At 49.2% G+C, this 13,147-nt stretch carries 12 protein-coding genes; 5 read left to right on the top strand and 7 right to left on the bottom strand.

The features are described 5' to 3' along the window. The first annotated feature begins 179 nt into the window (after window positions 1-179). From H6F93_RS26175 to sppA, 3 genes are all read left to right on the top strand, one after another. Window positions 180-1,724, top strand: a complete 1,545-nt coding sequence (locus H6F93_RS26175) for a glycoside hydrolase family 5 protein (protein ID WP_190687343.1) — start codon at window positions 180-182, stop codon at window positions 1,722-1,724. A gap of 284 nt (window positions 1,725-2,008) precedes the next feature. Then, complete coding sequence (gene fni, locus H6F93_RS26170; RefSeq protein ID WP_524538019.1) at window positions 2,009-3,112, top strand: type 2 isopentenyl-diphosphate Delta-isomerase; 1,104 nt, start codon at window positions 2,009-2,011, stop codon at window positions 3,110-3,112. A 198-nt stretch (window positions 3,113-3,310) separates the two neighbouring features. Then, window positions 3,311-5,146 carry a signal peptide peptidase SppA gene (gene sppA, locus H6F93_RS26165; RefSeq protein WP_190645193.1) on the top strand — a complete coding sequence of 612 codons (1,836 nt, stop codon included), beginning with the start codon at window positions 3,311-3,313 and terminating at the stop codon, window positions 5,144-5,146. Between the two features lie 7 nt (window positions 5,147-5,153). Here sppA and H6F93_RS26160 read toward each other — a convergent pair whose 3' ends face one another. From H6F93_RS26160 to H6F93_RS26150, 3 genes are all read right to left on the bottom strand, one after another. Continuing rightward, window positions 5,154-5,831 carry a helix-turn-helix transcriptional regulator gene (locus H6F93_RS26160; RefSeq protein WP_190687341.1) on the bottom strand — a complete coding sequence of 226 codons (678 nt, stop codon included), beginning with the start codon at window positions 5,829-5,831 and terminating at the stop codon, window positions 5,154-5,156. Between the two features lie 143 nt (window positions 5,832-5,974). Next, window positions 5,975-6,604: a GDYXXLXY domain-containing protein gene (locus H6F93_RS26155; RefSeq protein ID WP_190687337.1), complete on the bottom strand. Its 630-nt coding sequence runs from the start codon at window positions 6,602-6,604 to the stop codon at window positions 5,975-5,977. Then, window positions 6,601-8,079 carry a DUF2157 domain-containing protein gene (locus tag H6F93_RS26150; protein WP_190645196.1) on the bottom strand — a complete coding sequence of 493 codons (1,479 nt, stop codon included), beginning with the start codon at window positions 8,077-8,079 and terminating at the stop codon, window positions 6,601-6,603. The genes H6F93_RS26155 and H6F93_RS26150 overlap by 4 nt, the downstream gene beginning before the upstream one ends. 279 nt (window positions 8,080-8,358) lie before the next feature. On the opposite strand from H6F93_RS26150, the gene H6F93_RS26145 reads away from it, so the two are divergent. Continuing rightward, window positions 8,359-8,928 carry a TVP38/TMEM64 family protein gene (locus H6F93_RS26145; RefSeq protein ID WP_190645197.1) on the top strand — a complete coding sequence of 190 codons (570 nt, stop codon included), beginning with the start codon at window positions 8,359-8,361 and terminating at the stop codon, window positions 8,926-8,928. A 266-nt stretch (window positions 8,929-9,194) separates the two neighbouring features. On the opposite strand, the gene H6F93_RS26140 is transcribed toward H6F93_RS26145, so the two are convergent. After that, entirely contained in the window at window positions 9,195-9,542 is a 348-nt protein-coding gene (locus H6F93_RS26140) for a DUF3140 domain-containing protein (protein WP_242043621.1), read from the bottom strand. Further along, entirely contained in the window at window positions 9,535-9,750 is a 216-nt protein-coding gene (locus tag H6F93_RS26135) for a hypervirulence associated TUDOR domain-containing protein (protein ID WP_190687334.1), read from the bottom strand. The genes H6F93_RS26140 and H6F93_RS26135 overlap by 8 nt, the downstream gene beginning before the upstream one ends. A gap of 332 nt (window positions 9,751-10,082) precedes the next feature. Here H6F93_RS26135 and H6F93_RS26130 point away from each other — a divergent pair, with 332 nt between their 5' ends. Next, the gene (locus H6F93_RS26130; RefSeq protein ID WP_190687331.1) at window positions 10,083-10,979 is read left to right on the top strand and encodes an SIMPL domain-containing protein; all 897 of its coding nucleotides are present in this window, start codon (window positions 10,083-10,085) and stop codon (window positions 10,977-10,979) included. A 63-nt stretch (window positions 10,980-11,042) separates the two neighbouring features. Here H6F93_RS26130 and H6F93_RS26125 read toward each other — a convergent pair whose 3' ends face one another. Together H6F93_RS26125 and H6F93_RS26120 are read right to left on the bottom strand one after the other, a co-directional pair. Next, the gene (locus H6F93_RS26125) at window positions 11,043-11,270 is read right to left on the bottom strand and encodes a hypothetical protein (RefSeq protein WP_190645200.1); all 228 of its coding nucleotides are present in this window, start codon (window positions 11,268-11,270) and stop codon (window positions 11,043-11,045) included. Next, window positions 11,267-13,048, bottom strand: a complete 1,782-nt coding sequence (locus H6F93_RS26120) for a S8 family peptidase (RefSeq protein ID WP_190687328.1) — start codon at window positions 13,046-13,048, stop codon at window positions 11,267-11,269. Before H6F93_RS26120 ends, H6F93_RS26125 begins: the two co-directional genes overlap by 4 nt. Window positions 13,049-13,147 lie beyond the last annotated feature (99 nt).

Genomic DNA, 13,147 nt, shown 5'->3' with positions numbered 1-13,147 from the left:
ATTACACAACATTCCAACAATCTAATCATCAATAGGAGCTCAACATGCAATCCAGCAAAGGTTTTGGACAGAAGAACCAGCAACCTTTAGGAACTGCATCACCAGACATTACAGCATCCCCCTTGAGTACTCCAAAATACTCACCATCAATACACAGACAACGTTCCAGCGATTCTTTCATGGCTTCTACGAGCCAAACCTCATCTCAAAGATTTGCTGCTGCTGCAACCACTCCAGCCGGTAGGTCAGACTCCTCAAATGACTTTAGGGTGGTTGGCACCAAAATCTATGACCCAAACGGACGTGAGTTTATTGCCAAAGGGGTCAACATTAACGGACCAGGCTATGGATGGCCTGGCAAAACACCTGAACAGGTAGACAACATTAAACGTTGGGGATTTAACTCAATTCGATTAAATGTTCGTCAGCTCGGTTTGGACAACAAACAAACCTATGCTGAAAACGGCACCATTGATGCGATCGTCGAGAAATTCACCAGTCAGCGCATTGTGGTGATGATTGAACCGCACGAACGCACCGGGAAATGGTACAGCTCAGATGAATTGAACAAGCTGGTCAACTGGCATAAAGGATTAGCCAGCAAATACAAAGACAATCCCTACGTCTGGCTCAACGTTTCTAATGAACCTGGAGGCTCTGACAGCGGCAGCTCCAGCGCAGTGAGCAAATATGTACAGCAAAACACTACCGTGATCAAAGCAATTCGCTCTACTGGCTTTGATAACCCGATCGTTGTAGATGGTTGGTCTTGGGGGCAAGACAGCGGTTCCTGGAACAGTAGCCCTGTGAGTGAAAGCAAATCTGCCATTCTTTCTTTAGGACAAAAACTGTTATCTGTTGATCCGGACAAAAACACAGTTTTTTCCCTGCACACATACGACCAGTGGAAGACGAACACTCAAGCAAAAATGGATGATTTCATTGACCGAGTTCACGCCAAAGGACTTGCCCTGGTTGTGGGGGAATATGGTGCTGAAAACGGTAGCTCAGGCAGATTTAAGGAGACAGTGAGTGGTGTTTTGCCGGTTGTTCAAAAGCGAGAGGTGGGACGCTTTGCCTGGGCTTGGCAGGGAGGCGATGCCTTTGACCTGACCACTGGTGGTGGGGGACACAAAGCTAACTTTAGTTCTAGTGGTTCAATGCCAGATAATTTAAGCTGGTTTGGACAGCAAGTGTGGAAAGATGCTCGTCGCGCTGAGAGCCTACAGACGCGTCCTGGCAACACTCCTGCGCCTGCACCCCTGCCAACTCCTACACCAGTACCCAATCCAACACCTAGTCCAGTTCCCAGTCCTTCTCCATCAAGTAGCTTGCGCTATGAGGCTGAGAATATGTCCAAATCAGGCTACTCAGCTGAAAGCTTGTCTTCGGCTTCCGCTCAAAAACTAGTTAAACTAACCGGGACAAAAGGCAGCTTGAGCCAAACGTTTAAGGGCAGTTCTGGTACCTATGACGTTGTGATGGGCTATTTCGACGAAAATGATGGTCGTTCTACCCTCAAGCTAGACTTTGCCGCAAAGGATTTTACTCTGAGCTTTGACCAGAATTTGTCTAGCAATAAAGCAAGCTCGTCTAGCTTTGTGCGACGTAATTTAGGTTCTGTGCAACTAAAGGAGGGAGAGACATTTAAGCTGGAAGGTATTCGAGATGGGGGTGAGTATGCTCGCTTTGACTATCTTGAGTTTGTCAAAAAGCCTGCCTGAAGCAGACTTCTCCTTGCCGATCAAAGCTCAACCTTGGTTTGCATAAGCTGATGCCAGCAGACTAAACATTCAGGGCATTTCAATGGGTGTAGGGACGTTTCGCGATTCGCGAAACGTCCCTACACAAAGCCTATTGCGTTGTTAATATGGGCGATCGCCACCGCTTGTGCCGCAAATTCTTTCGATTAGCTGTACCGTTAAGCAAAGTTATGCAAATTACTAAAAGTCATGGTGCCACTTTTTAGCAAAATATCAGTGGCATATTAGCGGCTGGTTCAAGCACTGTGAGTTCAACTATAAATTCTTCAATCAATCAAACAGCAAATCACAACGGAAACATCTTAGAGGATGCAGCTTTAACTCAGGGACGCAAAGCAGACCACTTAAGGGTTTGCCTGGAAGAGGATGTGCAGTTTCACCAAACTACGACTGGGCTGGAGCGCTATCGGTTTACTCACTGTTGTTTGCCAGAGTTAGATCTGAATGAAATTGACCTGACAACTACTTTCTTAGGAAAGTCGCTGGGTGCGCCCCTACTGATCTCTTCCATGACGGGGGGAACTGAGCTTGCCCAACGGATTAACTACCGATTGGCAGAAGTGGCGCAGCATTACAAGCTGGCGATGGGAGTGGGGTCGCAACGAGTAGCGATCGAAAATCCGCAAGTGAAGCCAACTTTTGCGGTGCGATCGCTTGCCCCTGACATTCTCCTATTTGCTAACCTGGGAGCTGTTCAGCTCAACTACAGCTACGGGTTAGAGGAATGCCAGCGGGCGATCGACTGGCTAGAAGCCGATGCCCTGGTACTGCATCTCAATCCGCTTCAAGAAGCAGTCCAAACCAGTGGAGATACTAACTTTCGCGGACTGTTTGCCAAAATTGCGCAACTTTGTCAAAAGCTGCCCGTGCCTGTGATTGCGAAAGAAGTCGGCAACGGCATCTCCGCAAAAATGGCGGAAAGATTGATTGATGCAGGGATTAGTGCAATTGATGTAGCCGGAGCCGGAGGAACATCCTGGGCAAAGGTGGAAAGTGAGCGGGCAAAGGATGCTCAGCAGCGACGACTAGGAGAAACATTCGCCAATTGGGGACTGCCAACGGCAGAGTGCATTGTTGGAATTCGGGCGATCGCCCCCACCATTCCCCTGATTGCCTCTGGCGGATTGCGGAATGGACTGGATGCAGCTAAGGCGATCGCCCTTGGAGCAGACTTAGCTGGGCTAGCCCTGCCTTTTTTGCAAGCCGCCTCAGAATCAGAAGATGCACTGCATGAGCTAGTCAAGCTGTTAATTGCAGAACTTACTACCGTTCTCTTTTGCACAGGCAGTTCTACATTGAGAGATTTAGGGAATCCTGGTGTTCTGCAAAGTTTGGGAATGAGGGATTAGGTTTGGAGGTTAGGGAATTTAGTTGAATTTCCAACAGTTCTAAATCCAAACTCTAAACTAGATCTAGCCTCAATTCCGTTTTGGTTGACTACCCTCCATAGAGACGTGATGGAATTGCGTTTGTACTAACCCTCAAATACCCATTAAAATTCCAACTCCACAATCCCCAACCCCTAATCCCTAATTCCCACTCCCCTCATGCGCGACTTTCTCAAATACACCTTTGCTAGCTTCGTTGGACTAATTCTGTTTGTGACGCTGGGACTTGGAGGACTCCTATTTATCATCAGTGCGATCGCCACTGCCTCTCGAAGTGCTGGACCGACTGTAGAAAAAGATTCCATCTTAGTTCTCGACCTGTCTACGGAGATCACAGATTCCAGCCCGGTTTCTGATGCCAACACGGTTATTCAAGGGGTTTTATCAGACGGTACTCCAGAAACGGTGTCACTCCGCAATGTTTTGAATGCGTTGGAGAAGGCTGCTACAGATGACCGCATCGTCGGACTATATCTTACGGGCAATGTGAATGCCACTGGGCTTGGCTCTGGGTTCGCCACATTGCGAGAAGTGCGAGAGGCACTGCAAACATTTCACGAGTCTGGAAAACCAATTTTTGCCTATTCAGAAGCTTGGGCAGAACAAGACTATTATCTTGGCTCTGTAGCAGATACGGTTGCCCTTAGTCCCAGTGGACTGATGGAGCTAAACGGGTTCAGGGCAGAAACTACATTTTTTGCAGGAGCTTTGGAAAAATACGGTGTTGGCATTCAGGTCTTGCGCGTGGGGCGCTATAAGTCGGCAGTGGAGCCGTTTATCCGCACTAGCAGAAGCCCTGAAGAGCGGGAACAAACCCAACAACTGCTGGCTGATTTGTGGAGTGAGTTTCTTGCTGCTACCTCCGAAAGTCAGGGAATTACTTCTCAACAGCTTCAGGCGATCGCCAACAATCAAGGGCTACTGCTAGCCGATGAGGCTCAAGAGGCAGGCTTGGTTGACCGGGTCAGCTATTTCGATGAAATTGTGACAGAGTTACGAAAACTAACGGGTGAATCAGAGGGAGAAGGGGAAGGGGAAGGAGAAACATTCCGCCACATTGCTCTACCCACTTATGCTGATGTGCTTGCGGCCGACGAGGATGCTGGAGGCGACAACCAAGTGGCGCTTGTAGTTGCAGAGGGCGATATCGTCAGCGGTGAAGGGAGTGCAGGTCAGGTGGGGGGCGATCGCCTTTCCAGACAGCTTCGAGAACTGCGTAAAGACGACGAAGTAAAAGCGATCGTATTGCGGATTAACAGTCCGGGTGGAAGTGCCACTGCCTCTGAACAGATTGCGCGAGAAGTATTTTTGGCGCAAGAAGCAAAACCCGTCATTGTCTCAATGGGTAGCTTTGCTGCCTCTGGTGGCTACATGATTGCTACCTATGGCGGTCAAATTTTTGCCTCACCCAATACGATTACCGGCTCGATCGGCGTGTTTGGACTATTGCCTAACGTGCAGGAACTTGCTAACCAAAACGGTATCACCTGGGACGTAGTGAAGACCGGACAGTATGCCGATTACGAGACGATCGCCCGTCCTAAAACAGAAGCAGAACTGGCGATCGGGCAGCAAATTGTCGATCGGCTCTACGATCGCTTCCTCGACAAAATTGAAGAATCTCGTCCCATTCCTCGACAGCAGCTTGCCGAAATTGCTCAGGGACGAGTCTGGTCTGGTGTTGCCGCAGAGCGGTTAGGACTGGTAGATGAATTGGGTGGGCTAGATGCCGCAATTCAGGCGGCCGTTGAAGAAGCCGACTTGGGAGATGACTGGCGGCTAGAGGAATATCCCAAATATCCCAGCTTTGGTGAGCAATTCTTTGGTCAACTGTTCAGCAGTCGAATCAACGACCAGATAACTCGTGCTGCAACACCAAGCGACCCGCTTTCTCTAGAACTTCAAAAGCTAAGAGCCGACCTGGAAACCCTAAAAGCGCTCAACGATCCGCTAGGAGCGTATATGCGTCTGCCGTTTTTACCAAGGGTGAACTGATGAGGGGCTAAGGATTAGGGAAAGAGGTATTTCCTCGTCCTTGATCCCTCAGCCCTACCCAATAGGCACAGCGGCGATCGCCCTGCAAAATATGCTCAACTCGCTCAATGGCGATTGCCTCTCCCAAAATTGCCTTAAATACCTCTAATTCTGCTCCACACAGCTTTTGGCAGGTTTGGGCAGCAGTGCAGATGGGACAATGGTTTTCAACTAGCAAAAGGCTGCCATCGGGCTGATCGATCACTTCTGCCATGTAGCCTTCCTGGGTGCGAAGCTGGGCGATCGCTTTCACCTGGTGTTGCCAATTCTGCTCAGCCACCAAATCAGTCAGCTTAGATTGGTAAGTTTGAATTTGCCGCTGGCTGCGCTCCGTCACTAACCTATCCACCCCATCAGAGCCAAACACCGTTTGAATGCTGCGGAGCAAATCTACCATCAGGTCAGCGTGCCGATTGGGAAAGCGATCGGCTGACTGCTCGGTTAATTGCCATAGCTTGACGGGTCGCCCCATTGGACGACGTTCCTCGCGATAAGTCACCCACTGTTCTGCTTTTAAGGTCTGAAGGTGCTGCCGAATTGCCATCGGTGATACCTGTAGCTCATCAGCCAGAGCAGTCGCTGTTTGTGCGCCCTGTAGCTTCAGCACATGCAGAATTTGGTCCTTCGCTTTTTTAGCGTCCTCCATTAACCAATCCTCCCCATTGGGAGAGATAAAAGAAGATTAATGATAGCAAACCCACTGCGTAGACCGTTAGAAGCAGAGTAGCTAGAAGCAAAGCAAAGAGAGTGGTTTTGAGTTTTGAATGATCAGCTTTGGGTGAGGAAGACTCAAAACTTATAATTCTGATCGCCTACCCACACGCTGATGGGCACTGCTTGCCCCTGGGCATCTACTTTTACCTCTACGACAAAGGCTTGTGCTTCGCCTGGTTGCCCAGACTGGTTGATTCGTTCATTAATCTCAATCCGCTGATCTTCAGGAATATAGTACGCTTCTAGTCCATAGGAAATGCTGCCGCGTCGATAGTTTCCCTGTAGGGCAATTTGGTTGGAGGGTAAGTTGGTGGGGCGATCGCCACTAATCCGCACAGGCTGCCAGGGTTGGGGCAATGAACTGGTTGCCGCAGATTGCGAATCGGAGTCTGGAGCAGGCTGCAACACGACATAAAAGGGCAACCCAGATTCAAATAAAGAGGGAGTTTGGGCTGACCAATTTGGAGTAGCTAAAATTTCTCCACCAGGCAAGTTTTGTAGGGTTTCAAGCCTGGAGATGTCGTAGCTCAGCGTTACATAATATCCACGTAGCAAATCATAAGGATCAACCGGAACCGTTTGTAGAATTGCCGTTCTGCCTGCGAACTGCGTGTAAACTGCCTGCGCTGGAACTGCCAAAATCAGAGCGACCTGAGCCGCTAATGGCAACCAAAACCGCCAACCTGGAACGTTGTGAGTAGTCATGACGCTTGCTCCGATGATGAAGTGTCGGGGAGGATTGGACGTTTCAACACACGCATATGCCGCTCAAACCACAGCCCAACCAGGATGACGGCAACGCCGCAGAGCAAAAATACCAGCGATTTCAGCAATAGCCCGGTGTTGTATTCCAATGTGCGGCTAAGAACTTGCAGTGTCAGCAGCACGATGCCGCTCCAAAATAGGCGACGTTGCCCCTCCGCTAAGCCTTCGCGCAGGCATCCGGCAGCTAGCAAAAACAGTAGGAGGTTAAAGGCGAGGGTAGCGATCGCCATGATCGGCGAAACATTCCAATGCCATAACGATATACAAGCAATGACGAGCAAAAATACCAGCATCACCCCGTCATTCTGAGTCAGCCGCCAGTAGTTAGTACGTTGCTCTGGCTTGCCTCGGTAGAACCACTGCACCAGTGTTAGTCCAATTAGAAAGAGCAGATTAGGGTTAAGCAATAGCGGTAGTCCATTACCAGTTAGTTGAGACTGGGGCGAGGCAGCAGCCTGATTGCCACCTTCAGTCCACCAGAAGTGGTAAGACATCAGGTAAACCAAGCCACTCAGATAAATCAGCGCCATGGGTTGGGCGATCGCTCGAAACGGCTTAGGACGTGGCAAGGAAGCTAGTCTTTGCCAGGGACGCTGCCAGATTGCGTCGTCATAGCTCCACAGCAACGCAGCCGGTAAAGTGAAGGCAATCGCTCCCATAGCACCCTGTGCATTAGGAAACAGCCAACTCAGATCCATAAGGATGACTAGAAAAGAAGAGATGACGGCGATCGCTGCCAACCCAAATAAGACTCCAGAGCGGCACCGATAAGCCAGCGGCACAAACAGCACCCCAGCAATGATCGGCATGTTTTGCATCACCAATCCCAAGGCAGGTAGCACACCTACACTAAACAATTCCTGGATGCCCAGCCAGTAGCCAATTCCCATCAGCAAAATTGCCAGAGTTCCAAGGGAAACAAGGCGCAGACTATAGGCCATCGCGACTACACCCAATCCCCAAATCAGGCATAGGGCGTAGGCTGAACCGCTATGATGAAAAATTTGTCCCATCAGCGCCATATTCGCGCCCAAAATCAGCGCCCCCAGGAGCAATAGCCCCTGCCCAACACGCTGCTGTGCCTGTTCTCTACCAGGGGACAGGCTCAAAGGCTGCTTCCACAGATAAAATCCCAGCGCATTGATGCCAACAAATAGAACCAACAGCATTGCTACTTTCAGTTCACGTGGAATGGCTTGCCAGTTTGCTGCCACAAAGGTGATGATCCCTAGCCCCAGCAAGATGCTGCCCAGACCAACCAGGATGACAATGAAGCGATCGCGGGCGGCTGTATCCAGACGGTCAAATTCGTAAAGCTCTGACAACCGCTGATGCTGAGCTTGATCAATCACGCCATTCGCCAGCCAACCTACCGCTTCTTGCCGAAGCTGCCGCCGAAACTTATCTGACACCATCTTGCACCGCCCCCAAGGATGATTTGAGCCGATGTTTCTGGTATCCCATTAATTAAATTATTTGCCACAAAGGAATATGCCAGATACACAACTGGCTCCACGCAATCAATTGAGTCCTTTGTCTTGACTTCCAAAGTCTTTATCTTAACTTGACGATTCGTAGATTCTATTACTAAGTTGATCAAGAGTTCTCTGTTAATGAATTGAGCCTGAAGCATTTTTTTGAGGGCATTCATCCATAAAGCAACTTCAAACTCTTCGTTAGATCAGGTCTTTACCATGCAAATTAAGCTGCAGCTTAAAAAAGTTTTCTTAGCCTTATTATTTATTGCAATTGTCTATGCTTTGATGGCTTTGGCTCTACGAGCAATAGGCTTAGAAAACGCCCAACATTTTATTAAAGAAACAGGAGCCTGGGCACCTTTAATTTTTATTGTTCTATGTTCACTGAGTTTAATTCTTGCCCCTTTTAGTGGAAGCTCTCTCTTTGTTGTAGGGGGAGCTTTATTTGGCAAGGAAACTGGCTTTATTCTAAGTTATGTCGCTACTCTGATTGGGTGCAGCATTAATTATTGGATCTCTAGAAAACTCGGTCGTGGAGTTGCAAGCCGTTTCATTGGTAAGAAGAATCTAGAGGAACTGGATAAATTTATGAGGCGACTTAAAAGTCGCCAAAGCATCTTCTACATAATTTTAATCATGCCTCTCTCACAAGATATTGTGAGCTATGCTGTAGGTTTAACTAAAGTCAGATATAGATATTTTTTAATTGCATTACTGATAAGTGGTGCGGCGATCGTTGCAGCTTACATCTATTTAGGGAGCAGCCTATTAGAAGCTTTAATTTAGATTGGTTTTAGAGAAAGCTAATATTTTCATATTCACCAACAATTATGCTAATTCAAAATTCATTCAAACATTTGCAGAATTAGTTTGCAGAATTAGTTCATTAAGTTGGGAAATGGCACTGCTTCAAGCTCAATATCTGCACGTTAACAGCATTCTTATTATCACGATGAGGAGTATGTTTGAGATGCAGGGCGGAGGGCTAGAGCGATTTTTGGGGCGATCGCCATAGAACTCCGAGAGACGCGATACATCGCGTCTCAGCAGATTCATTTCAGCGGATCATGTCCCCAGTTCATCAAGGAATAGCGCCAGCGTGTATCCGTAACATCACCGGACGGTCGCTGAGCGGAATGGCGGTGAACATAGCTAATCACCCGCTTCATTTGTGCTAGATCGTCCTCTGTGTAGTCATCCCCCTCTACTTGCAGCAGTTCAATGATGTGCCGACCCGATTTGTGTCCAGTTGACTCTTTGTTGCCATCTTTTTGCCCTACTGCCTTGGAGTCCTCTGTTTTAAGCCAGGACTCCAGCTCCTTGGGGGACATATTTACGACGGATTGAAACTCGTCGATGGTTGCTTTGCGATCGCCTGCCATCACTCTGCTCCTAGTCATCAATCTTTTTCAGTGATTCGGGTTTATGAGCCGCCTCTTTGCCAGATTTATCGCTCTCAACCAGATACTCAGGATTATCTTTAGAAGCAGCAACGTGATGCCCTTTAATATCGGTTTCCGAGGTTAGCTTCTTCTTCACCTCGCCCGTTGTTTTCCCTTGAGAAGTTTTCCACTCGACGTGATCGCCCTTCTTAAAATTCTCTGTCATGAATTGGCTCCAATTAATACTTCTTAACTGTTTTCCTTATTGTCTGGATAGAAGTTCTCACAGCAATCGGTCTTATTGAAGATTGCTGATTTAGAATTGCTTGACGTAAATCTTTCTGGGGTAAGTTGTTATATCAATCTCAGAAATTGAGCCGACAGATAGAGGGGTATCCTGCGTCTGTAGCCCCTTTGTGATGTAGCTCTTTGTTAGAAAAACGTTATTATTTCAAGCCACAAATTCTCGAAGAGCGGCTAGTTAACGGTGTATCGTCAGACAGTGCAGTGCGAATTTTTGCGATGTGCAGCAGTGTTACTCACTAAGGAGACTTAGCTTTGAGCAGAAAAATGGCCCCCTCACCGCTAGTATCAATGGCGATCGCCACCCTCACCTGGATTGCAGCACCTTCTCTTAGCCAGGCTGCTACCCAATCGTTGTCACCCAACGTGGAACAAGAACCTGGGGCAGTAGATGACCAAGTAGCCCAGCTTTTCTACCCTCCTGTGAACGAAGACCAGCAGGCGCTCATGGTTTTAGGTCAGGGAGAGGCAAGCGCTCCAGCAGATATTGCTGAAGTTGAGTTTTCTTTCACAAACTATGATCCCTATGCTGTTCCAGAGGAAGGATTACTGCTGTTTAACGATACCTCTGCTCAAGCACCCCCTTCACTGCAAGCACAGGCTACACCGGGAGACCCACCTACCCTTACCGAGACCCAACTCCAACCCGTTGTAGATGCGTTGGTTGCAGCAGGCATTCCATCTGAATCTATTGAGGTCTCGATCGTACCTGGTAGCCCGAATGTTTATCCTTACACCACCGATCGAGGCTCTGTATCTTTTGATTTGGACGCGCCTAGTCAAGAACAGATTAAGCAAGCGGTGGATGGGGTAAATGAGGCGATCGCTGACAGTGAAGAAATCTTCCTGCAAAATCTGAGTGTTCAATATTCCGTCAACGACTGCACGGAACTGGAGCAGGATGTTTATCAAGACGCCATTAGTGATGCTCGAAATCGAGCGACGGCGATCGCTACAGCTATGGGAGTAGAACTTGCGGCAGTACCCTCTGTCGCAGAATCACCGTTCAATTTCTTTTCCCCTGCCTGCGGCTCGACCGCTCAGCCATCTCCCTACAATCCGTTTGGGCTCGGCGCATCCTACTACGACCCCGAAGCACCCGCAGAAGTGCTGGTGAGACGAGATATTTTTGTGACTTTCCCAATTCGCTAAATCTTAAGGGCTTGGCAACCCCAAGCCCTTTTGCTCAAGAACTGAACTGTGAGCGCGTATCTTCTAGCTCACCACTTCAAAACTTTTCACTTCTAAAACAGGTCCAATCATGGCGGTCGTCATGACATCATTCCGCACCTGCCCTTCGACTTTGACCTGTAAGCCAGGTTGCAAGAGGTCTTTGGGTGCGCCTTGGTGAATTTCGTAAGAGTCTCCATCTCCTGTCACTAAAGCCCAGGTGCCTGTGCCCATTTCTGACTTTTGCATAATCCCTTCTACTGTAATGCTCATGCTGACTGCGTCTCCGCTTTTGATCCCAGGTATGCCAGTCCAAAGCAGAGGAGAGCATTCACGATCAGATAGCTACGGGCGATCGCTCCACTTCCCAGCCAAAGGACTTCTGGCGAAACAATAGCACTGATAGCAAGACAAGAGGCCACCCCAAGGGCAGAACCTACAGCAAACCATTTCCACTGTGCGCTACCCAACAACAGAGCTACCAGCACCAGCGGAATTAGCACACTGGCAAAGATCGGGTTTAGCAAACTGCTACCCTGAATTGCTCCGCCCAGTTCCGGAATCGAGCTACCCAGAATGCGGAAGGGGAACTGCGGCGCGTCAAACACATACAGTCCGCGTAAAAAGAACAGTCCAGCACTACCGGCAACCAGTCCACTTCCTAGCGAGAAGCTAAAAATCGGCAGATAGTTTCTCAGGAACCATGCCAGCAGGTAAGACCCCAACACCATACCAATCTTGGGCAACAGCGTCACTACACCGCCGTCAAACCAGAAGCGCAGGTTGAGGTAGCCATTCTCACGTAGCCAACGGAAAAAGTCGCGGAAGTTAATTTGTCCTTTTTGCGCCAGCTTTACAGCAGCAGCAGCATCAAGCTGTCCCGCACCAAAGTGGTTTAGCTCATCTCCCTGAATCACTCTGGCAGACTGCTTCAACACTTGAGCAATCTCATCGGGACTTTCAACCCCAGATGCTTTCACCAGTGCCGCAACGCCAGCGACGTGAGGGGAAGCCATGCTAGTGCCCTGGAAGGCGCGAAAAACAGCTTCTCCAGTTTCGGGATCAATGGTTTGTTGAAGCACTCCACCCGCCGGGTTAGTGCCGCCTGTGGAACCACCGGGAGCAGCAATGTCTACCCCAGCTCCGAAGTTAGAATAGGGTGCTTTGACTCCGGTAGAATCCAGCGCCGAAACGGCAATTACATTGGGATAACGGGCTGGATACGAGGCAGAGTTACTGCTTGCATTACCTGCGGCAGCAACAACCACAACGCCCTTGCCGTGTGCATAGTCGATCGCCTCTCGCATCAGGTCAGTGTCACCGCCGCCGCCCAGGCTCATATTAATCACGTCGGCGTTGTGATCTGCGGCAAATCGAATCGCTTCGGCAATGTCGGCAACCGTGCCACCGCCAGAGGCAGCCAATACTTTTAGCGGCATGATGCTGGCTTCGTAAGCGATCCCGGCTACGCCATAGCCATTATTGGTGGACTGGGCGATCGTGCCAGCAACGTGAGTGCCATGACCGTTGTCATCTGCGGCTTCTGCTCTGTCGTTGACAAAATCGTAACCTGCGACAAACTTAGTGCTGCGGAGGTCGGGAACCTGGCTGACTCCGGTGTCAATTACAGCCACCGTTACGCCAGCCCCCTTAGTCTCATCCCAAGCGGATTCGATGTTGATATTAAGGAAATTCCACTGCTTGGCGTAATCGGGATCGTTGGGAATGTCTTGAGTGGAGTAGATATAGTTTGGCTCAATCGATTCGGTATACTGCTTTAGATCTGAGCGTCTCAGCCGTTTTAGCAGTTGGCGATCGCCCTCCACGACATAGACGTTATCCTGCTCTGAGAAAATGCTGTTGAGTTGAGGGGTGGCGTTGAACTGCTGGGCGATCGCCCCCAACTCACGCTCAATTTGCCCTGCCTGCAAATCATCCCGAAAATCCAGCACAATGGACTCGTATTCACCCTTGTTTGCCAGACCGGGAAAACTCGCCAGCGCAAAAAACAGCCCCACCAAAAACAAGCCAGTTAGAAAAAGCCTTTTCATAGAATCCGCTTCGCCGCAGCATCAGTTATCCACCAAGATAGCTCAAGCCCCCTCTAATAGAGGTTGAACATTGCTAAAAAACGTTGCTAAAAGTTGCTT

The organism is Leptolyngbya sp. FACHB-671 (genome assembly GCF_014695745.1).
Lineage (GTDB): Bacteria > Cyanobacteriota > Cyanobacteriia > Elainellales > Elainellaceae > JAAUTN01.
The sequence above is the reverse complement of the archived record's forward strand: the minus strand, read 5'-3'. Positions and strand labels throughout refer to the sequence as shown.